Source organism: Flavobacterium sp. EDS (genome assembly GCF_020991525.1).
Taxonomy (GTDB): Bacteria; Bacteroidota; Bacteroidia; order Flavobacteriales; family Flavobacteriaceae; genus Flavobacterium.
On the sequence record NZ_JAJMOZ010000001.1, the window covers coordinates 131,539 to 153,603 of the forward strand.

Sequence of the window (22,065 nt, forward strand, 5' to 3'; positions counted from 1 at the left end):
TTTAGAATATTTTGAGTTTTGTTTTAATCTGGGTTTGCCATGATTTTAAAGAGCTCCGAATTTGAGATGTAAAATCGATTTTCTAAAGCGATAGCGGCAAGCTTAGCACTCACTAAATTATTTTCTCGTGTATTAATCAAGAATAAAGAGCTCTCTCCAAATGAAAATAATCGTTCTTCTGAGTTGAGCATTGTAATGTTATTTTCGACCAAATCTTTGGCAAGTTTCTTCTGTTTTTGCAGTGAAGTGATTTCTACTTTTTGCGCATTTATTTTATTGGTCAATTGCACTTTTTCTAAAGCCAGAGCAAATTCATTTTCTTGAACTTTGTATTTGGCTAATTTCAAGCTCCCGCGTTCTTTTCTTAAAAACAGAGGAAAATAAAACTCCACACCAAATTTGTAATCTTGAAAACGATAATTGTCAATATAACTGGGTTCCGATAGATAGGAGTAACCCAAATTTATTTTTGGTAACAGCATATTTTGCTTTAGATCTTTCTCAACATTCAGGATATCTATTTTATTTTGTAGTGCATTTATTTTTGGATGTGCATCCAAGCTAAAGTCTTTCTGTAATAGATCATTAGTTTTTAGCGTTTCTTGTAAGGTGTTTTCTAGCGCTGTTTCTGGTATAAGATTTTCTGAAACCTCTAATGGGATATTGTTTTCTAGCCAAAGAAAATTAGATAGTTCCAATTTAGATTTGGTTAGTTTTAGTTTAGAATCCTCATAGCTTAATTGTCTGTTTTTTAAACTTATTCCTGCTTCAATACTGTCAATTGCTGGTTTATCTCCGCGACTTATTAAGGATTTAATTCCTGATAAGCGTATTTGTGCATTGTTATTGTACATCTCATATAACCTCATCTCGTCGAAATTCTTCTTCCAATTAAAATAAGCAATCGAAGCATCGTATAAAATACTAATGGCTTGTAGTTTTCTCTCAGACTCGCTTAGTTTCATTTGAATTTTGGCTTTTCGAACATCTGCCATTCTTTGATTAATGAATAACCCTTGCCCGATAGGCACATTGATTCGAAAAGAAGTTAGTCCTTGATTTGGAGTAGAATTTTCGGGATTGAGATAAATACCCTCGCTATTATCGAATCCTGCTTTTAACTCAATTCCATACCAAGTGGGAATTTTAAAACTGCTATTTAAAATAGAATAGTATTCTTTGTCTTTAAATTCTTTTTTACTAAAATCGACTTCAATTTTTGGGTCAAAACCACCTCGAGCCATCATTAAATTAGCTTGAGCCTTGCTAACTTCTAAATTAGCATTTTTAACCAAAGGATGGTATTTTTTTACATATCCAAGAAATTCATTATAGGTGAATTCTTTAGAGATTGGTTCTTGGCCAAAAAGCGTAAAACCAATAAATAGAAAGACTGAATATATCGGTTTCATTATTTTTTTTCTTTAGTGGTTTTTGTCTCGCTTTTATAATAATTTGGAGGGAATCCGTTTAGGGTTCTCCATATTTCAAACCAAATGGGTACAGTATCTAATAAAGCAAGCGTTTGAGCACCAGAGCCAATACTAAGTTGTTTTGGCCATTTTGCCTCAGATGGATCTGGAGCAATAAGGACTCTGTATTTGCCATTGGGGCTAATAAAGTTTTCAATAGCTACCACTTTTCCTCCAAATGTTCCATATGAAATATCTGGCCATCCAGAAAACACAATCGTCGGCCAGCCATCAAACCAAATACGTACTTTTTCGCCTTTTGACATCAGCGGTAAATCGATTGGACTTATGTAAGTTTCAACAGCAATATCGTACTCAGATGGCATTATGGTTACAATTGGTGTTCCTTCTTTTATGGTTTCTCCTATTCCAGCTAGCAATGCTCTATTGATGTACCCATTTTGAGCGGCTTTGATGTAATACATGCCATTTCGAACGCTATAATTTACGTATTGATTTTCTAATTTATTGACTTGTGCTTCCGTGTCGAATTTATTACTTAAAGTTGTAAATTGATCACTTTTTGCTTTAGCTGTCTTCTCAGAATATTCAGCAGTAATTCTATTGATTTCTACTTTAGAATTAATGTATTCATTTTTGCTTGTTAGATACTTGTTTTCCTGAGTTACAATCTTAGCATCAACATCCTGTAATTTTAAACGTTTTTCTTCTACATCGGTTAAGGGTTTTAATCCTTCTTTGTTTAGTTGTACGGAACGATCATATTGCGTGTTTGCGATTTTTAATTGCGTTTTAACAGCGATAAGATCGATGCTGTCGCTTTTTATTTTTAAAAGAGATTGTTTTGCTTTATTTTTTGCTTGTTCTAATTTTAATTTCTGTTCATTCTCTATGAATTCAATTTGCTTAGACAGCGTATTCACTTTTGAGTCATATGATTCTAGAGAATGCTTTTTTGCAGTTACTTGATTTTTAGTATTCTCTACCAAATTTGGATCCATGTAGTCTTCTTTTACTTCAGATATGTACATGATTGTATCTCCCTTTTTTACAAAATCACCTTCTTGAACATACCATTTTTCAATTCTTCCAGAAATAACACTCTGGATAGATTGCGGTCTTTGGTTAGGCTTTAGAGTCGTTACAGCTCCTGATCCAGAAATGTTTTGTGTCCAAGGAAAGAAAAGAGCAATTATACCAAAGATAGAAGTGCCTATAATGATTTTGTTCAGAATTCTGTAATGAGGCCTATTGCTTAGGTTTTTTACAGTTTCATACTTGTCAAGGGGCTGTATTTTTGTTTTGTTGTCAGAAATGTTTAGCATAACTCTTATTTTTTTTGATCAAGTATGATATGTCCTCTTTGCATCGTTATTTTTCGAGTAGATTTTGTTTCCCAATATGGATTTTTAGAAGAAACAATAATGGTCCATTTGTTTTTGTCTGAAGTTATAAAGTCAATAATTTCATTAGCAACATTATCATCCATAGTGTCAGTTGGATCTTCATAAAAAAGAATTTTTGGCCTATGAATAATACTTCTCGCCAATAGTAATTTTTGAGCATTTGATGAAGATAGTTGTTGCCCTTCGGGGAAAATATGTGTGTCTAAACCTTTTGGTAATTGTTTGATAAATGAGCCAAGTTGAACACCTTCGATAGCCCATTTTAAATCTTCAGAGCTTACAGTAGGGTCATTAAAGGTTAGGTTTTCTAGAATAGTCCCTTCAAATGGAGTTTCATTGTAATTTATGTAGCTAATTTGTGAGCGGTATTGTTTTATATTTATTTTTTTATAGGTGTCATCATTGATGTAAAGAGAACCTGAGTTCTGTTTTAGAACTCTTGATAATAATCGAATCAGTGTTGTTTTTCCAGAGCCGTTCGTGCCATCAATTACTACTTTTTCTCCTTGTTCTATTTTAAGATTAATATTTTCTAAAATAAAATTTTCTGAATCTGGAAATTTAAAATTCAAATTTTCAGTCTCTAACGTTATGTTATTGTAGTAATTATCGTCTTTAGAGTCTGTGTATTCTTCTAATTCTAAGTCATTTATTTGTCCTATTTTCTCAACAGAACTTAAAACATCATAGAAGGTTTGAAGTCCCAAGATAATTTTCTCAACAGAGTTTATCACTAGTAAGATTATGATTTCTGCGGCTACAAACTGGCCAATGTTCATTTCTTGACCTAGTACTAGAAATCCCCCAATAGATAATAGACCAGCGGTTATTATTATTTTAAAGATAATTAATTGAGTAAATTGTTTTTTAATGACGCTAAAATGCTTCTCGCGATAAGTAACATATTCGGTTACTAAAGTATCGTTTTTTTGAAGCGCAAAATCATGAGTGAGTTCATTGATAAAACTAAAACTGTTGCGTGCTATTTCTTGTAACCAGCTTACAACGCTGTATTTAGCTTTTGATTCTTTTAGGCTGGTTTCTATTCCAGGGCTATAAGAGAATTTGAAAATAAAGAATAAAAGCAAAAGAAGGAGAACCCCGAAAATAATAAAATAAGGATGATATAAGGATAATAAAATAATCCCAAAGATGATTTGAAGTAAGGCAGCTGAGAAGTCAATTAATAATTTAGAAGTTCCTTTTTGAATAGTTAGCGTATCAAAAAAACGATTTGTTAACTCTGGCAAATAATGTCCATATATCTGATTTGATGTGATTTTAGGTAAGCGTGCTGCAAACTCAAAGGAGAATCGGACAAATATTTTTTGTTGTAAATTTTCAGTAATACGCAGCTGCATCAAAGATAAAATACCTACTAACGCTACACCAATCACTACCAGTATGATAAGTACAATCCATGAAACACTTACTCTACCTGATTGTATAAAGTTTATTATCGCCTGAATGCCCAGTGGGAGTGATAAACTGACTAATCCTGCAAAAATAGCATAAAAGAAAATTTGATAAATGTCTTTTTTATCTAGTTCGAGTAGATTGTAAAATCGTTTTATTGGAGTCATATTTTTTTCTTTTTAGCGCAAAACGTTTTCTGCAAGGTTTAAATAAAATTGAGTGGTTGTAACAGTTTCATTGCAATCTGTGATAGTCTTTAAATGATCTGTTAGAAAATGTTGGTGTAAGCTACCTTCTACAATAGAAGATACTAAAGATTTTGCAAAAGGATATTCTGGATTTACTTCTTTTACTATAGCAACAATTCGGTTAATAACTCTTTTGTATATTAAAAAAAAACCCTCTTTGTTTTCTTGATCTACTTCTTTAGTATGAAGAGTTTTGGTGAATTCAGCAATAATGATTTTATTCAATACCGCTTCATTGATATGATCTGTATTTGTGTCGTCTGTTACTTTTTCGGTAACAATTGTTATAGCTTTATTAAGTTTTTCTTTTTTGTCCGTAATGTTAGTAGTGCTAAAAACAAGTTTGTATTCCATCCAACTCCAGTACCAAGAAGACAGATAGACTAATAATTTGTGTTTGTTTTCGAAATAACGATAAATAGAACTTTCGTTTGAACCTATTTTATCACCTAATTTTTTAAATGTAAAATTATCAAAACCAATAGCATCAATGAGAAGTATACTATGTTCAATGATTTTTTTTCCTAATACAGATGTTTCAGGATCTTTTACGTAGATCTTTTCATTGACTTGGATTTTTAAATTTGATAGTATAATTTCCATATAAGTTATTTTAAATGCAAATATAATAGTATTACTTTTAACTTTGATGATTTAACTTTTATTTGTGTAAAAAAAAAGCTGCTCTTATGGTTAAGAGCAGCTTTTAGTTTTTTGTTTCAAATTACTTTATAGTAATGAATGACAAGTCATTGCAGCAGGTTGTGGTATTCCCATTAATTCAAGTATAGTAGGAGCGATGTCTCCTAAAACACCATCATGAATTGTTTTTAATTCTTTGTCAACCAAAATAATTGGTACAGGATTAGTTGTGTGTGCTGTATTAGGGCTTCCGTCAGGATTAATCATAGTTTCGCAATTTCCGTGATCAGCAATTACAATAGTGGTGTAATCATTTGCTAGAGCAGCTTCGATAACTTCTTTTACACAAGCATCTACAGCTTCACAGGCTAATATAGCGGCACTCATAATTCCTGTATGACCTACCATGTCTCCATTGGCAAAATTTAAACATACAAAATCTACTTCACCTTTATTTAATTCAGGGACAAGTGCATCTTTTAATTCAAAGGCGCTCATTTCTGGTTTTAAATCATAAGTAGCTACTTTTGGAGAATTTCTTAAGATTCTAGTTTCTCCTTCAAAAGGGACTTCTCTTCCTCCTGAGAAGAAAAAGGTTACGTGAGGATATTTCTCAGTTTCGGCAATACGAATCTGTTTTTTATTTGCTTTTTCTAAAACTTCACCTAAGGTTTCTGTGATATTGTCTTTATTGTAAACAACTTTTACGTTTTTATACGTTTCGTCATAATTGGTAAGCGTAACGTAGTATAAGTTTAGTTTGTGCATGTTTTGCTCATGAAAATCTTCTTGCGAAAGGGCTTCAGTAAGCTCACGACCTCTATCAGTTCTAAAATTGAAGAAAATAACAACATCATCTTCTTCAATAGTTGCCAAAGGTTTGTCGTTTGCGTCAACCATAGTGATTGGAGCAATAAACTCATCAGTAACATCATTTTTATAACTTTCTTTAATAGAAGCTACAGCATCTTTAGAATGTGTACCTAACCCGTTTACAATCAAATCGTAAGCAAGTTTTACACGTTCCCAACGTTTGTCACGATCCATTGCGTAATAACGACCTATAACTGATGCTATTTTAACTGGAGTATTTGCAATGTGGTTCTCTAAGTCTTGAATATAAGTTGCTCCAGATTTTGGATCTACATCACGACCATCTGTAAAAGCGTGAATGAATACTTTGTCTAGGCCATATTCTTGAGTAGCATCTATTAATCCTCTTAGGTGAGAAGTGTGTGAGTGGACACCACCATCTGAAACCAAACCTAAAAAGTGAACTTTTTTGTTGTTTTCTTTTGCGTATGTAAAAGCATCTACAAGCACTTGCTCTTTTGCTAAAGTATTGTTAGCTACTGCAAGGTTGATTTTTGCTAAATCTTGGTAAACGATTCTTCCTGCACCAAGGTTCATATGACCAACTTCACTATTTCCCATTTGACCTTCAGGTAAACCTACATTTAAACCATCGGTACGAAGTTGTGCGCTTGGGTAGTTTTTGTAAAGACTATTTATAAAAGGAACATTTGCATTGTCTATTGCAGATACTTTAGGGTCAGGAGATTTTCCCCAACCATCTAAAATCATAAGGATTACTTTTTTGTTCATCAGAATTTATTTTGTACAAAGATAAGCCATTTATAAAATGTTTAAGAGCGACTCAGTTACAATTATGCTTTATAAAGGGAACCGTATCAAAAAATAATAATTTAATTATAGAAGCTTATTTTTTTTAAAATATATGCAGATTAGATTTATTTTTGATTGCGTCCTAGTTGATGAAATAGGAAATGTTTGTTAAAAAAATGGGCGTTTAAGTATAGTAAGGGTAAGTGAGCTGTTTTTCTATATCGGAAAGATCTTTTTTTAGTAATGCATTATAAACGTTTCAGGTTGTAATAAAAATTCATAGAATAAATTATTGAATTTAAAATCAAGTAGTTAGTTTGGTGTTTGTGGGTTGGTAATTAGTTTTTAAACCGTAAGGTTTTGTTTGTATTTTATTGTTTATCAGTACTTTTAATTGTGATTTTGTTAAGAGAATGCAATAATAATTAGGTTAGATTCGTTAAAAATTGATTAAAAAGCACTTTGTTTTCTTTTCAAAATTTTGAAAACTGTAATTTTTTTATACATTTGCGAACCCAGAAATAATTTATAACCTAAACATATTCAATGATTTATAAGATTTATCCCGCACTGCTTTTCTTGTTTTTGTCATTTACCACGGATACAAAAACAACAACGGAAGTTAAAAAAGTTGAAAAGAAAAACATTGCCAGTACAGTAATTACAAACTTAGATTTAAGAGTTAAGGCCGTTTATAGTACGCTTAACGCAAATAACTTTGAGTTACCAGATGTTAAAAGTTTTACAGAAGCCTTAAAAGGTTTTTATTTATTAAAAGATAAAGGAGTTATACAAAAAGATCTGTTGACTCTAATTGATTTTAGTTTGTCTTCTAATATAAAGCGTCTTTGGGTTATTGATCTTTCTACTAATACAATTTTGTTTCAATCTTTAGTTGCTCACGGAAAAAATACTGGGGATGAATTTGCATCTAATTTCTCAAATACAAATTCTTCTTTTAAAAGTAGTCTTGGATTTTATGCAACTGCAGAGGTATACAAAGGAAAACATGGAATTTCATTGCGCTTAGATGGTTTAGAAAAAGGAGTTAATGATAATGCTCGTGAAAGAGCAGTTGTAATTCATGGAGCCAATTATGTTTCTGAATCATTTATAAGAGGCAATAAGAGGTTGGGACGTAGTCTAGGTTGTCCTGCTATTCCAGTAGAATTAACAAATGCGATCATTGAAGCAATTAAAGATAAATCATGTTTGTATATCTATCATCCGTCAAGAACTTTTACGATGGAAGAAAGGCTAATTTCTTAATTTAGCATATAAATCAGCATCTAGATTGTAAATATCGTCTCTAAATTCTAAAGAGTTATCATTGCTCCAAGCAGTCCAGTACCATTGGTAGATAGCATATTTTTTAGCAATTCTTGCGTTGGTAGTCTTTTTGGTTACAATAATAGAATCTATTTTTTCTTTAGACCATTTGTTAGAGTCTAATATATGTTGTGCTAATTCCAGTGGATTTTCAACACGAATACAGCCAGAACTTAAAGAGCGGTTGCTTCTGCCAAATAAGCCACGATGATTCGTATCATGTAAATAAACACTATGGTTGTTTGGGAATAAAATCTTCATTAATCCTAAAGAATTGTGATTTCCTGGACTTTGTACATAGCGATACCTGCCAGGGGAATTTTCGTTCCAATCACTTGGATCTACAATTGAATTGTCTTTGTCGTAAATTGTGATGTTTTTATTCTTTAAATAATTTCGATTTCGTTTCATTGCAGGAACAATATCTTCTTTTAGGATAGTTGGAGGAACGGTCCATGTAGGGTTTAAAACTACAGTTGTAAGCGTTGAGGTAAGTATTGGTGTTTTTCGACTAATAGTTCCAACAACAATTTTTCGAACTATAGTAGTGTCTTTATTCTCAACAACATTTAAGCTGTAATCAGGAATGTTTATTATAAAATAGTTTTCTGCCAATGTATCTGCGTACCATCTCCAACGCTCAATGTTAGCGATAATTTGATTTTTTCTTTTGGTTTTGGAAAAATTTAAAGCATTAACTGTTCCTTTACCTATAACACCATCGGCAGCTAAGCCATGACGCATTTGGAATTTTTTAATAGCTTCAAATGTTTTACCATCGTATATAGAGGTTAAGCTATCTCTTCCGGTTAAGTCTTTCCAGTATAGAAGTCGTTTTTTTATCGTAATCATTGCGTTATTTGTATCGTGTAAGACAACTTTGTCTTTAACATCGATTGCCTTGATATTGTCATCTGGAAATTTACTTAGTAACACAAGTGCTTTTAAGAGTCTTTTATAGGTATATGTTTTTGGTTGACATTGTTCAATTGTGAGTGCTAAATCATTATCGTTAAAAGCTTTTATAAGAATTGTATTTACATCAAATGGTTTTTCGTTTAAATCCCAATCGTTATATAATTTCTTTGGATTTAGTTTTCCTTTATATAAATGTGTTAAGTATTTCTGGAAATTATAGGTAAGTAAAACATCATAAAGCGCTAAATCGGTATCGTTTAGTCTGCTTATTTTGTTTTCAAAGTTCTTTATTTTTTTTATATTATAATCATTTGGTTCTAAGCCAAGCGCTTCGGATTTTTTTAATTCATCAATTATAAAAGTTCTCTTTTCTAGATTTCCCCAAACAGTTTCATTGTTTGAGGCGATATAAAATTTTTGAAGGTTTTCACTTTTAAAAGAATTAATCAACGAAGTGTCTAGCTGAATTTTTCGTTCATCAGTTTGGATGATTGCGGGAAGAGGTTCTGTTTTCTTTATAGGAGTTACTTTTTCTTCCTTTTTGCAACTTATAACAATAGATAATAATATAAAAAGGTAAAGTTTATTCATTTTTAAGTTTTTTAAACATTAGTAGATGTTCTCCAACATCTTTTATTTCAAAAATAGCCCCAGTTTTCTGGTAGCCCATTTTTTCATAAAAACCGACAGCTTCGGTTCTGGCGTTAAACCATATTAACTCGCAATTATTGTTAATGCAGTATTCTTCGCAGTGATTTACTAGAGCTTCTCCTAATCCTTTTTTTCTGAAATCGTCTAAAATGGCCATTCCTCGAATTTGAGATTGGGAATTTTCTGCAAATGTAATGTTAGAATTTTTGAATAGCGAAATAATTCCTACTAAACTTTTGTCTTCAAATAAGCCAAAGTGATGTGTTGTTGCTAAATCATCACCATCAAATCGACAACTTTCTATTGGTTTACCTTTTCTTAGAACAGGATTGCGTACTAAATAAGTTTCTTGGGCGGGTATTTCTTGTATGTTTGTCATAGTTTTTATAAAAAAGTAAAATTATAACTTTTTAGTTTTAAATATCTTATAGAATTAGTTTAAAATTTTATGAAATTTTAATAAAAAAAACTTGTTTTTAACTGAAGTTATTATCTATATTTGCACCACAGTAATGCGAAAGTAGCTCAGTTGGTAGAGCTCCAGCCTTCCAAGCTGGTTGTCGCGAGTTCGAGCCTCGTCTTTCGCTCTAAGAAACCGAAATTGCAAATGTTTCGGTTTCTTTTAAAAGAAAAAAAAAATTGATTTTTATTTTTTAAAATGATTTAATTTTTTTACATTTGCACCCAGTTAATGCGAAAGTAGCTCAGTTGGTAGAGCTCCAGCCTTCCAAGCTGGTTGTCGCGAGTTCGAGCCTCGTCTTTCGCTCTTTAAAAAGCCGAAACTTAATAGTTTCGGCTTTTTTATTGCACATAACTCAAATCTGTTTGAGGTTCTAATTCTTCAGGCTCTTGGTTTTGTCTAAAAAGACGAGCAGATAAATTCCCTTTCAAAATAATTTGATCTCCTTTTACATCTAACCAGCTTCCTTCACGCAATCCTAGAACAGGAAGAGTATTAAAAGCGTGGAATTCTTTTATTCTTGTTTCGCGAGTTTCGCCCATATGTTTAGATTGAGAATCTGGATCTAAATAATGAGGATTTAAATTAAACGGAATTAATCCTAAAGTTTGAAAACTTGGCGGGTAAATGATAGGCATGTCATTAGTAGTTTGCATTGACAAACCGCAAATATTACTTCCAGCGCTTGTTCCTAAATAAGGTGTTCCGTTTTTAACCGCTTCGGCAAGGGTGGTCATGATGTTGTTTTTGTACAGTTGAGTTACTAGTAAAAAAGTATTTCCGCCACCAGTAAAAATCCCTTGGGCATTGTTAATTGCGGCTGTTGTATCTTCAAATTCATGAATTCCTTTTATGTTAATGTTTATCTTTTTGAATGCTTCAGAAACAGTTTTAGTATATTGCTCGTGCGAGATTCCTCCAGGTCTTGCAAAAGGGATAAAAAGAATAGATTCGCAGTTTTTAAAATGCACTTCTAATTCGGGTAATAAATAGTCTAAATAACTGCCTCCGTGTAGTGTAGAGGTGCTGGCAATGATAATGCTTTTCATAAGTGTTTATGTTGTTTTTAATAAAGTTAAAGATATTAAATTGTAGATTTTAAAGCTGTAAAATAAAGCTTTAATTAACATATTTTTACCAAGTCATTAGTATTAAATTTAGAAGACATTAAGATACTTTTACAACTTATCCTTATAATGATTTGATGAACAAAGCGGTATGTGTTTTTTTTATTTTACTAGCTAATAATCTTTTGGCGCAGGTAGAGATGTCTACTGTTTTGAAAGGAAAAGTAGATGCTAATATAATGGATTTAGAGGGGATTTATGTTGTGAATTTTAGGACAGAAGCCTCCGTACTTACAAATTCAGATGGATCATTTTCAATACCGGCCCAAATAGGAGATACACTTATTTTTTCATCAGTACAGCTTAAGGAACGACGAATTGTTTTAGGCGGGGAGGATTTTGCTTCAACAAATTTTGTGGTTAGGGTAGAGGTAGGGATGAATCAACTGCGAGAAGTTATTATAAAAAAATACGATAATATAAATGCAGTTGCCTTAGGGATAATTCCAGCAGGGCAACGTTCGTATTCTCCTGCAGAGCGAAAACTAAAAGGAGCGACAGATTTAGATGCGTCAGTAGGCTTGGGGGCATCGGTGGCTTTAGATCCCTTACTGAATATGTTTTCAGGAAGGTCAAAAATGCTTGAAAAAGAATTAGCAGTAGAGAAAAAAGAAATTTTCATGCAACTTTTAGAAAAAATGTTTACTATAGATCATTTTGTTCGAACACTAAGCATACCTTTGGATTACGTAAAAGGATTTGAGTATTTTGCTGTAGAAAATGAAAGCTTTACGAAGATTTTGAATACCAAAAACAAAACTACAACGGAGTTTTTATTAGGAGAACTTGCAGTTAAATATAAAGAAATCATAGCTTGTGAAAATAATTAATATTTTACTTTTATTTATTTTATCTTTATTCTTCCAGGTAAGTTTCGGGCAGACTATTGTCACAAAAGAAATTTTAGGAAAAGTTACTGCCGATTCAAGTTCGGTTGAAGCCATAACAATTGTAAACAATACAACTCAGGAAACAACAATTTCAGATAATAAAGGGCAATTTTCTATACATATAAAGGAAGGAGATGTATTGGTTTTTTCAGCAGTAAATTTAGAGCCACTTCGAAAACGAATTACACCCAATGATTTAAAATTAGATTTGTTGTTGATTAAAATGACAGCTAAAAACATAGAGCTAAAAGAGGTTGTTATAAATGAGTTTTCGAATATAAATGCAGAAAATTTAGGGATTATACCTTATGGGCAAAAAAAATATACACCCGCCGAACGAAAATTATACACAGCTAAGTCTTCTATGACAGAATCTCTTTTGAATAAAATATCTGGTAGGACTGCTATGTTAAAAAAAGAAGCAGTTGTTGAGAAAAAAGAGATTTTGTATTCAAAAATTGAATATCTTTTCGAAGAAAATTATTACACTCAAAGATTAAAAATTCCACTTGAACATATAAAAGGGTTCCAACTTTATTGCATAGATGATCCAGAGTTTGTAAATTCGTTGAACGCTAAGAATAAAACAGTTTGTATGTTTTTGATTACAGGGCTGGCACAGAAATATTTAACAATTATATCGAATGAAAAATAGAATAGGAATACTCGTTTTAGGTTTATTATGTCAGCTTTGTTTCGCACAATCTATGGTAAGAAAGCCATTACATGGACGAGTAATAAATGATATTATCGCCATAGAAAATGGTTATGTAGTCAATATTAATGCAAATGTGAGAACATTTATTAATGCAAATGGATTGTTTGATATAATGGCACAACCAAAAGATACTTTGTTGTTTTCAGGTTTGGCTTTTCAGTCTAAGAAAATTGTTTTAACAGAGAAAGATTGTTCTCAAGTGTTATTCATGGTCAAATTAGATTTGGTAAATAATCAGTTAAAAGAGGTTGTTATTCCAAAAGATCTAAAAGTAAAAGTACTGCAATTAGGTTCGCAACAATATGTTGATATGCAATTTGAGGATGATAAACAATCTACAGCTAAAAATTCTGCAATGTATTCTGATCAGACTATAAAATATGGAACTGATTTTGTTCGAATATTCAAAGATGTTTCTAAATTGTTGAAGAAGAAGAAAGATAATGTTCAAGAAGATCATGTTAGTGATATCGCTTTTTCTGAATATGTAAAACTTCATTTTAGTCCAAAGTTTTTTGCAAAAGATTTAGATCTTAAGGAAGATGAGGTTGAATTATTTTTGTTGTATTGCTCTAATGATGCTCATTCTAAAGAGTATTTAAAACCACAAGATCAATTTCTGTTGATGGACTTTTTGGTTAATAAGAGTAAAGAATTTAAAAAGTTAAATGACAAATAGATGAAGAAAAGAATAGTTTTTCCTGTTCTTTTTATATTGTTTGTCTTGAGTACTGCTTTTTCTTTTCATAAATTTTATGTTGGAGTTTATCAGGTAAATTATGCTCCCGAAAAAAAAATGTTACAAATTACCTCCCGTATTTTTATAGATGATTTAAATAATGGAGTTGAGAAAAAATACAAAACGAAAACCAATATTGGCACAGGAAAAGAAACTGAAGCTGACGTTGCTCTTTTGAAAAAATACTTAGCAGAGAATTTTATTGTAAAAGTAAACGGTCAGTCAAAGCCAATTGTTTTTTTGTCAAAAGAAGTAGAGGCAAATGATGTTTTGGTTTGTTACTCCAGAATAAGCGATGTGAGTAAAATTAAAACACTAGAGATTTCAAATACAATTTTGGTAGATTGGAATTCTGATCAGCAAAATATTACACATGTTTCAGTGTTTGGAATCAAGAAAAGTGTGCTTTTTACTGCATCTTCAAGGAAAGAATTGTTAAAATATGATTAAATCGGTATAAATATTCTTTTAATTGCTATTTTCACAGCTTGACAAAACTCCAAAAACCAGTTATGAGAAGAATTTCATTTTTATTGTTTTTTCCTGCCATCCTTTTTGCACAGGAAAAAAGTACCACAAATGTAAGACAACAAGGAAAGTACGATACCAATAAATTTAGTCAGATGTACGATTTATTGGCTACTCCTAATATGTTTCGTACAGCATCAGGGGCACCAGGTCCAGCGTATTATCAGCAACAAGCCGATTATAAGATAGATGTTGAGTTGGATGATAAAAATTCAAAATTAACCGGTTCAGAAACAATTACTTATTTTAATAATTCGCCAGATACTCTAGAGTATTTATGGGTGCAATTAGATCAGAATCAAGCGAAAAAAAACACACAAACTACATTAGCCGAGAGCGAAAAAATTAGCCAGGTATTGCCAGTATCTGGTTTCTCTAATAAATATTTAAAAGAAGGATTAGAGCGAGGATTTAATATCGATTATGTTAAAGACGCTAAGGGAAATCCAATGTCATACACAGTTAATGAAACTATGATGAGGATTAATTTGGCTTCACCTTTAAAAGCGGGTGAAAAAATTTCATTCTCGATTAAGTGGTGGTACAATATCAATAATTACAGACAAGACGGCGGACGTTCTGGATATGAATTGTTCGAAAAAGATGGAAACAAATTATATGTAATTGCACAATTCTACCCAAGAATGGCAGTTTATAATGATGTAGAAGGTTGGCAGAATATGCAGTTTTGGGGAGGCGGAGAGTTTGCTTTGCCTTTTGGTAACTTCGATGTAAATATTACTGTTCCTGCAGATCACGTGATGGAAGCTACAGGAGAATTAATGAATAGAAGCGAAGTTTTTACTCCAGAGCAGGTAAAAAGATATGAGCTAGCTCAAAAATCATACGATAAACCAGTTATCATTGTTACGCAAGCAGAAGCAGAAGTGGCAGAAAAAGGATTCTCTGAAAAGAAAAAAACATGGAAATTTAGTGCTAAAAATGTACGTGATTTCGGAATTGCAACATCAAGAAAATTCATCTACGATGCAATGGCTGTAAAACTTGGAGCTAAAACTGTTATGGCAGCTTCAGTGTATCCAAAAGAAGCAAATCCGCTTTGGGAAGAAACATCAACAAGAGTAGTGGCACATACATTAAAAAGTTACTCTTCACATACATTCGATTATCCTTATCCAAAAGCAGTTTCGGTTTCGGCAGAGGATCAAGGAATGGAATACCCTATGATTTGTTGGAATTATGGACGTCCTGATGAAAATGGGGTTACGAGCAAAGAGATGAAAAACGGAATGATTGGAGTAGTGATTCACGAAGTTGGGCACAACTTTTTTCCAATGATTGTAAATTCCGATGAGCGTCAGTGGAGTTGGATGGATGAAGGTTTGAACTCTTTTTTAGAATACTTGGCAGAGCAAGAGTTAGATCCTAATTTCCCTTCAAGAAGAGGTCCAGCAAAAAACATTGTACCTTATATGAGTGGAGATCAAAAGTTTTTAGAGCCAATTATGTCAAACTCTGAAACGATTCACCAATTTGGAAATAACGCATATGGAAAACCAGCAACTGGTCTTAATATTTTAAGAGAAGTAGTTATGGGAAGAGAATTGTTTGATTATGCATTTAAGACATACGCAAACAGATGGAAGTTTAAACACCCAACACCAGAAGATTTCTTTAGAACAATGGAAGATGCTTCGGCAGTCGATTTAGATTGGTTTTTTAGAGGATGGTTTTATTCAACAGATTTTGTGGATATCGGAATTAAAGATGTAAAGCAATATTATGTAAGTGAAACGGCGACTCCTGAGTTAAAAAATGCTAAGATTAAAAAAGGACGTTTTGGTTTTGAAAAAGGGCCTTTTGTATATTTAATTGAAGGTGAAAATAAAGAAATAAAGAAATCTGATAAAAAGGCGTTGAAAATAGATGAAGTAAAATTATTATCAGATTACGTAGCAGACACATTTACGGCAGAAGAAAAAGCAAATTTAAAAGCTCCAAAATATTTCTATGAAGTTGAGTTTAATAAGCCAGGCGGAATGATTATGCCTATTCTTGTTGAAATTACATACGAAGATGAAACAAAAGAGGAGTTTAAATATCCAGCACAAATTTGGAGAAAAAATAACGATACTGCCAAAAAGGTATATGCAACAGAAAAAGCTATAAAAAGCATTCAGATTGATCCAAAATTACTTACTGCAGATATAGATGTAACTAATAATGCATGGCCAAAAGTAGAGGTAAAATCAAAATTTGACTAAATAAAAAAGGAAAAGAGACTCGTATGAGTCTTTTTTTTTAAGTAAATTTTAAAGCGGTAGGCTACAAAATTTAATATCTTTGTGGCACATAAAATAAAAAAGATATGTTTGGTATAGGAGGAGGAGAATTAGTTTTCATATTATTTGTAGTACTTATGCTTTTTGGTTCAGATAAAGTGCCAGAAATAGCTCGTACAATGGGTAAAGCAATGGCGCAACTTAAAAATGCGACTAATGATATTAAAAGCGAAATTCAAAAAGGAGCAGAGGCTAATGGCTTTGATGCAAAAACCTTGGATGATATGACAGGTAACATTAATTCTGAAATAGAGAAGGCTAAAACTAATTTATTAGGAGATGCTACCACGCAATTTGAAAAAACAAAAGAAGATATTGACTCCATTACAGGACCTATAAAACGTCAGTTATAATGCTTGAAAAATTACAAGAATTCGATGTAAATCTATTTGTATTCCTTAACGGATTAGGTTCAGAATCTTACGATAAACTTTGGTTGGTAATTACCAATCAATTGAATTGGGCTCCACTCTTTTTACTATTACTTTATCTTATCTATAAAAAAATAGGGACAAAACAAACCTTGTTTTTGCTCTTGTTTATAGCAATTCTAATAGCTTGTACTGATCAATTAACTAATGCAGTTAAATATAGCGTACAACGTTTAAGACCTTGCAACAATCCTGATATCAAATCGTTTATTCGAATTGTACAATCTCGACAATCATTCAGCTTTTTCTCAGGACATGCAGCCAATTCGATGGCGGCAGCAACCTTTTTATATTTAGCACTTAACAAGCACTTTAAATATTTTGGATTTCTATTCTTATGGCCATTAATTTTTGCTTACAGCCGTATTTACTTAGGCTTGCATTATCCATTAGATATTCTTTGTGGATATTCAGTAGGAGTAATAATGGGATTTTTAATCTATAAGATATACCAGAAAGCAAAAGTAAAGTATTTTCCGGTTTAAATTTTTGGAGCATTTTCCAGCTGTACACTTTATCTTTTCCTGACTAAAGAAGTCAGGAAAAGGATACCGTTTCCATCTGGGCTAGAAGTGCTAAGAATTATTGATGTGATTTCTAATTAATATTGGTTCTTTCGCTCCAATCTAATCCATTCGGAAGCTCAATGTTGCTGAATTCAATATGAATAACTCTTCTTCTTTCGTTATTTGTAGTCTTATTAGAAGCATGAAAAAGTAATGGTTTCATAATCATTATTCCCCCTTTTTCGACTTCACAAACTGTTTCTTTTTCATTTTTAAAGTCCATATTCTCGACTCTATAAATTCCTTTAGAATGTGAATTATTAATTACTTTTAAAGCACCATTATCTTTAGTCGTTTTGTCTATATGAATCCTTATCGTGAAATTTTTCTCAAGAATATCTTTCGGAGGTTGCACAGCAAACTGATCTTGTTTAGTAGTCCAGTTTTCAAAACTTTCTACATCTATTTTTTTATCTACCGAGATTGTTAAGTCTTGATGATACGCAACAAACCAATTTGATTTTTCGGGCTTGTCAAAATAGATTGATTTAGTTATAAAATAATCTTCGCCAAAGTTAGATTTGATGATGTTCTTTAAATTCTGATTAAAAATAGAGTCTAATGCTTCTGGGATTTCTTTATGAAATTGTCTTATAGCAAATAAATCTTCAGATTTTCTAAAGGTTGTTTTTCCTGCTTTATCTTCTGTAACGCTTTCAATTATTGAGGTCAGTTTTTCAATTTCATTTTCGTTATAGATAGCATCAATAATTATAAACCCTTCAGTGTCTATTTCGTTTATGTATTTCATTTTAAAATCAATTTCAATATGATTGCTTTATCAGATTTTTTAAAGAACTCTACTCACTGTTAATCCATCTCGAATAGGTAGTAAAACTGTTTCTACTCTTGGATCATTTTTTAAAAGCAGGTTGTACTCTAAAAGGATTTTTGTGCTAATATCATTTGGATGTAGTGGTTCTAAGACCTTACCACTCCATAAAACATTATCAGATAAAATGATACCCCCTTTATTCATTTTTGGAACTATCATTTCATAGTAATTAAGATAGTTCTCTTTATCAGCATCAATAAATACTAAATCAAATTTTACATCAATTGTAGGGATGATAGTTGTTGCCTCTCCTAGGTGCTGAAAAATTTGTTTTCCCCAAGGAGATTGGTCAAAATATTTTCGTTGAAAATCGATTAATTCTTCTTTGATGTCAATTGTATGTAGTTGTCCATTTACTTGCATTCCTTCGCATAAGCACAAGGCAGCATAACCGGTATAAGTGCCAATTTCAAGAATATTTACTGGTCGGATTAATTTAGATAACATGCTTAAAACGCGACCTTGAAAATGACCACTTAACATACGTGGTAATAGAATTTTTTGGTAGGTTTCTTTGTTTAAACGAGCTAGTAATTCTGGTTCTTTTTCAGAGTGCTGTTCTATGTAGTCTTCTAGTTCTTGTGATATAAAATGCATTGTTGTATAGTCTAAAAATGAAATACAAAAATACAAAATATCTGCTTTACTTATTTGCATAAAAAAACCATTCGCGTTGGCGAATGGTTTTAATTTTCATGTAAAATGAAAACTATTTTTTTAAAGCATCATTAACTTCTTTTGCTGTTTTCACAGTTCCGTCTTTTGCAACTTTTGCAGCTTCTTCTACTTTTTTGGCTCCTTTTTCTGTAGCATTTTTTACATCTTCAGCAGCTTTTTTAGTAGCGTCTTTTACATCTTTAGCAGCATCTTCTATTTTAGTTACTGCCGTGTCTTTTACTTCATCTATATCAGTAGCTAATGAGTCTACTTTGTTTCCAAGTGTTAATTCGTCTTCAGTAGGTTTTGGCTCTTTCTTTTCGCAAGATTGTACTCCGAATGCTAATAAAGCGATAACTGCTAAGCTTAAAATTTGTTTTTTCATAATTAATTTTTTTTGGGTTGATACAATGTTAATATATGTTTCTAAGAAAGAACAATTTACATAAAAAAAACGTGACATTTTGTTTTTTTGTAGGACTATCTTTCTTTTGAGTGTAATTACAATTCTTGTACCAAACTTTTCAAATTTCGGATTATTATATGAAAAGTTTTTTAAGCTATATGACTAGTTTTTATATAAACTAAAATCTATTATTATTTGATCTTTTACCTTTATAAGCCCAGCCATCTTTACAGGAGGTTCAAGACCAATATCAGAAAAATTCAAATTAAAGGTTCCTTGGATTTTGTTACCAGTGGTATTTAATATAAAATCTTTGTATTTAAGCGTTTTGTCTGTTATTAAAAAAGTAAGATTGCATTTGTAGTTTTTACCACAAGGTCTAATTTCAGATAAGGTTACATAGCTATTAGGGTATATTTTTGTTTTTACCGTAGTTTGTAAATCCTTGGTCATTATTTTGTTTTTACAATCAAATTTAGACATAGGAATTTCTGCTGAAATACTATTTTTTTTATTTAAGTTTAAAAAGATACTGTCTTTTTTAATTAATGAGTTACCACAGTTATAATCACCAACAGTTGATTTTCCGCTAATTTTAATTTCAATTTTATTAATAATTAAAATTGAATCGTCAGGGGAAAAAGTGGGCTTAGCACTTCCTAAACAGAGGAATAATGCTAAACCCAACAATCCAATTGTAAATAAATTTTTCATTGTTTAAATTAGAATGTAATAACAGCTTCAAACATTACACCGTTAAATTTTCCTTTATATAAATCATTTGGGTTTCCAGCGGCATTAAATTGGCTATAATTTTTGTAGCGCTGATCTACATAACCAACTTTTGCTAAAATGTTTTTAGTCATAAACCAACCAGCACTAGTTTCAAATCTTGTTATGTTAACGGCTTCAGCGTCTGAGTTTCTTAATTTACCATCAACTAAATTATATTTAGCTCCAATAAATAAATTTTCGTTAGTACCAAATCGGTATACTAAATCTCCTGCATATTGGTTTACTGAGCGTGAAGTTTCAACTCCTTTCGCATCTCCACCTGAAGTAAATTCTAAAGTACCAAAGAATTCAAATCCTTTATATTTTACAAATGGGTTAATCATGTATGATGTCGCCCAGTTTCCGTATCCAGGATTAAAACGCCCAGTATCTTTATTAGCAGTTGGGTCAAAGTTGTCAGCAACAGGAGCCCCATTGGCGCCAGTATAATCACTGTGACTCATTACACCATAAAAACGGCTTCCTGCTCTATCAGATGCGTATAAGTTTCCACTTGAATTTGCAGTGTGGTATAAAGATCCTGTTAATCTTATTCTCAAATCTGGATCAAGTTGTTTATCGAAACCAATTTTTGCCAAGATAGTAGGGCTAACAGTTGTATTATGCGTAGGACTAGCTTGTTTTACTTCTTTAACATCTTGGTCTAGTTTAGAGTTTGTAACTCCAATCATACCTACAAAACCACTTCGGTTATAGTAAAGTTCGGCACCCATTTCTGTAATAAAGGCATCCATAATATTATTCCCAATAAAAGGATTCATTAGTGCATTACCATTGTCAGATCTTCTAAAGTGAGCATCACCGTAGTTGTTCTCCATTTGACCAATTTTAATAGTAGCATATTTCATGAAATCTGCTAAGAAATCTTTCTTAATGAAATCTAATTTGTCAATTTGTAAATATCCTCCTTTTACCCAAGTTTCATGATGGTGTCTAGAAGCAAGATAAACATCTAGATTTACACGTACTCCATCAAATAATTGTGCACCAATTGTAAAGTTAGCAGTAGGTAGGTTAAAATTGTTTTCAAGATTATTTAACCTGTAGCCAGAAATTGGAGCGGGTAGATTTTCTTGTCCGTTAAAAGAATTTACTCCTTGGAATTGTAATGCAAATGCCGCTCCAATATCTATACTTAGCCCTTTGTACTGAACTGTATCTTTTTTTACGTCAAATTGATTAATTCCGTTTTTGTCTCGTGAAATTTGGTTCTGAATCTGCCCAAATCCAACTTGAGCTGTTGCTGTAGCCATTCCTAATAAAACTGTAGCTATGAGATAGATTTTTTTCATGTGGTATTTATTTTAATATGATATTGAAATTTAATGTAAGGTCTTTTCCTGTTTTGATGGTTCCAAGTAATGCTTTTGGAGGAGTCATTCCGAAATCAGCAAACGTTATTTTATTAGATCCTTGAAGAGTTACAACTCCATTGTTAACAGTAGTTTTTACCTGAGTTTTAAAATCTTTACTAACTCCTGCTATTGTGTACGTTCCTGTTAAGTTCCAAGTCGTTTCATTTACTTTTTCGGCAGATTTTAAAACGTACTTAATGTTTTTGTGAGTTTTAGTATTTAAAGTTTCGTAAGCTACCTTATCCATACTTGTTTTGTGACTTTTTATGCTTTCTGCCAAAAGAGTAATGGTTAGGTTGTTAATGTCTGTTAGTTTAGCATCTGTAACAGTTAAATTTGCTGTACCAGTTCCAGAGTTAGATTTCATTTCCCAATCGTGCATTGTAGATGTTCCTGTTACCAAAAAAGTCGATTTTGTATCTACAGTATAGTTTCTTTGTGCACTCATGTATGTTGACATTGCTAAACAAGCTACTGTTAAAAAAATTGATTTAAGTGTTTTCATTTTTATTGATTTATTCGTTACTCATTAATAAGATACTGTTTGAGAGTCGTCGTGGAAGCTGGACTTACAAGCAATTCTTAA

At 31.8% G+C, this 22,065-nt stretch carries 22 protein-coding genes and 2 tRNA genes; 10 read left to right on the top strand and 14 right to left on the bottom strand.

Features of this window, described 5'->3' with window-relative positions; genetic code table 11:
* Positions 1-23: 23 nt before the first annotated feature.
* The 5 genes from LPB87_RS00595 to gpmI all read right to left on the bottom strand — a co-directional run bounded on the left by LPB87_RS00595 (position 24) and on the right by gpmI (position 6,750).
* A complete protein-coding gene (locus tag LPB87_RS00595; protein ID WP_230604372.1) occupies positions 24-1,412 on the bottom strand; it encodes a TolC family protein in 1,389 nt (462 codons plus the stop codon).
* A complete protein-coding gene (locus LPB87_RS00600) occupies positions 1,412-2,758 on the bottom strand; it encodes a biotin/lipoyl-binding protein (RefSeq protein ID WP_230604374.1) in 1,347 nt (448 codons plus the stop codon). Before LPB87_RS00600 ends, LPB87_RS00595 begins: the two co-directional genes overlap by 1 nt.
* A 5-nt stretch (positions 2,759-2,763) precedes the next feature.
* Positions 2,764-4,422 carry an ATP-binding cassette domain-containing protein gene (locus LPB87_RS00605; protein ID WP_230604379.1) on the bottom strand — a complete coding sequence of 553 codons (1,659 nt, stop codon included), beginning with the start codon at positions 4,420-4,422 and terminating at the stop codon, positions 2,764-2,766.
* Between the two features lie 12 nt (positions 4,423-4,434).
* Positions 4,435-5,106 (bottom strand): TetR/AcrR family transcriptional regulator, encoded by a 672-nt coding sequence (locus LPB87_RS00610; protein ID WP_129540929.1) that lies wholly within the window; start codon positions 5,104-5,106, stop codon positions 4,435-4,437.
* A 126-nt stretch (positions 5,107-5,232) separates the two neighbouring features.
* The gene (gene gpmI / locus LPB87_RS00615; protein WP_230604381.1) at positions 5,233-6,750 is read right to left on the bottom strand and encodes a 2,3-bisphosphoglycerate-independent phosphoglycerate mutase; all 1,518 of its coding nucleotides are present in this window, start codon (positions 6,748-6,750) and stop codon (positions 5,233-5,235) included.
* A gap of 567 nt (positions 6,751-7,317) precedes the next feature.
* Here gpmI and LPB87_RS00620 point away from each other — a divergent pair.
* On the top strand, positions 7,318-8,040 hold the full coding sequence (locus LPB87_RS00620) for a murein L,D-transpeptidase catalytic domain family protein (protein WP_230604383.1): 723 nt from the start codon (positions 7,318-7,320) through the stop codon (positions 8,038-8,040).
* On the opposite strand, the gene LPB87_RS00625 is transcribed toward LPB87_RS00620, so the two are convergent.
* A complete protein-coding gene (locus LPB87_RS00625) occupies positions 8,029-9,609 on the bottom strand; it encodes a L,D-transpeptidase family protein (RefSeq protein ID WP_230604385.1) in 1,581 nt (526 codons plus the stop codon). The genes LPB87_RS00620 and LPB87_RS00625 overlap by 12 nt on opposite strands.
* On the bottom strand, positions 9,602-10,048 hold the full coding sequence (locus LPB87_RS00630; protein WP_230604387.1) for a GNAT family N-acetyltransferase: 447 nt from the start codon (positions 10,046-10,048) through the stop codon (positions 9,602-9,604). Before LPB87_RS00630 ends, LPB87_RS00625 begins: the two co-directional genes overlap by 8 nt.
* Before the next feature lie 135 nt (positions 10,049-10,183).
* On the opposite strand from LPB87_RS00630, the gene LPB87_RS00635 reads away from it, so the two are divergent.
* Positions 10,184-10,256 (top strand) — tRNA-Gly (locus LPB87_RS00635).
* Between the two features lie 106 nt (positions 10,257-10,362).
* Positions 10,363-10,435, top strand: a tRNA-Gly gene (locus tag LPB87_RS00640).
* A 35-nt stretch (positions 10,436-10,470) separates the two neighbouring features.
* On the opposite strand, the gene pepE is transcribed toward LPB87_RS00640, so the two are convergent.
* Positions 10,471-11,178: a dipeptidase PepE gene (gene pepE / locus LPB87_RS00645; RefSeq protein ID WP_230604388.1), complete on the bottom strand. Its 708-nt coding sequence runs from the start codon at positions 11,176-11,178 to the stop codon at positions 10,471-10,473.
* Positions 11,179-11,333: 155 nt separating this feature from the next.
* On the opposite strand from pepE, the gene LPB87_RS00650 reads away from it, so the two are divergent.
* The 7 genes from LPB87_RS00650 (at position 11,334) to LPB87_RS00680 (ending at position 17,350) form a co-directional block, all read left to right on the top strand.
* Entirely contained in the window at positions 11,334-12,086 is a 753-nt protein-coding gene (locus LPB87_RS00650; protein ID WP_230604390.1) for a hypothetical protein, read from the top strand.
* A complete protein-coding gene (locus LPB87_RS00655) occupies positions 12,073-12,801 on the top strand; it encodes a carboxypeptidase-like regulatory domain-containing protein (RefSeq protein ID WP_129540935.1) in 729 nt (242 codons plus the stop codon). Before LPB87_RS00650 ends, LPB87_RS00655 begins: the two co-directional genes overlap by 14 nt.
* Positions 12,791-13,543: a hypothetical protein gene (locus tag LPB87_RS00660; RefSeq protein WP_230604391.1), complete on the top strand. Its 753-nt coding sequence runs from the start codon at positions 12,791-12,793 to the stop codon at positions 13,541-13,543. The genes LPB87_RS00655 and LPB87_RS00660 overlap by 11 nt, the downstream gene beginning before the upstream one ends.
* The gene (locus tag LPB87_RS00665; protein WP_230604392.1) at positions 13,544-14,053 is read left to right on the top strand and encodes a DUF6702 family protein; all 510 of its coding nucleotides are present in this window, start codon (positions 13,544-13,546) and stop codon (positions 14,051-14,053) included. It begins immediately after the preceding gene.
* A gap of 62 nt (positions 14,054-14,115) precedes the next feature.
* The gene (locus tag LPB87_RS00670) at positions 14,116-16,356 is read left to right on the top strand and encodes a M1 family metallopeptidase (RefSeq protein ID WP_230604393.1); all 2,241 of its coding nucleotides are present in this window, start codon (positions 14,116-14,118) and stop codon (positions 16,354-16,356) included.
* 104 nt (positions 16,357-16,460) lie between these two features.
* Positions 16,461-16,787, top strand: coding sequence for a twin-arginine translocase TatA/TatE family subunit (locus tag LPB87_RS00675; protein ID WP_129540941.1), 327 nt, complete (start codon positions 16,461-16,463; stop codon positions 16,785-16,787).
* Positions 16,787-17,350, top strand: coding sequence for a phosphatase PAP2 family protein (locus LPB87_RS00680; RefSeq protein ID WP_129540942.1), 564 nt, complete (start codon positions 16,787-16,789; stop codon positions 17,348-17,350). Before LPB87_RS00675 ends, LPB87_RS00680 begins: the two co-directional genes overlap by 1 nt.
* A gap of 112 nt (positions 17,351-17,462) precedes the next feature.
* On the opposite strand, the gene LPB87_RS00685 is transcribed toward LPB87_RS00680, so the two are convergent.
* The 6 genes from LPB87_RS00685 to LPB87_RS00710 form a co-directional block, all read right to left on the bottom strand.
* Positions 17,463-18,182, bottom strand: coding sequence for a phytanoyl-CoA dioxygenase family protein (locus tag LPB87_RS00685; protein WP_230604397.1), 720 nt, complete (start codon positions 18,180-18,182; stop codon positions 17,463-17,465).
* Between the two features lie 39 nt (positions 18,183-18,221).
* Positions 18,222-18,863, bottom strand: coding sequence for an O-methyltransferase (locus tag LPB87_RS00690; RefSeq protein ID WP_129540943.1), 642 nt, complete (start codon positions 18,861-18,863; stop codon positions 18,222-18,224).
* Positions 18,864-18,975: 112 nt separating this feature from the next.
* Entirely contained in the window at positions 18,976-19,308 is a 333-nt protein-coding gene (locus tag LPB87_RS00695; protein WP_230604399.1) for a hypothetical protein, read from the bottom strand.
* Between the two features lie 183 nt (positions 19,309-19,491).
* On the bottom strand, positions 19,492-20,043 hold the full coding sequence (locus LPB87_RS00700) for a hypothetical protein (protein WP_230604401.1): 552 nt from the start codon (positions 20,041-20,043) through the stop codon (positions 19,492-19,494).
* An 8-nt stretch (positions 20,044-20,051) separates the two neighbouring features.
* Positions 20,052-21,416: a hypothetical protein gene (locus tag LPB87_RS00705; protein WP_230604403.1), complete on the bottom strand. Its 1,365-nt coding sequence runs from the start codon at positions 21,414-21,416 to the stop codon at positions 20,052-20,054.
* 7 nt (positions 21,417-21,423) lie between these two features.
* Complete coding sequence (locus tag LPB87_RS00710; protein WP_230604405.1) at positions 21,424-21,984, bottom strand: YceI family protein; 561 nt, start codon at positions 21,982-21,984, stop codon at positions 21,424-21,426.
* Between the last annotated feature and the right edge of the window lie 81 nt (positions 21,985-22,065).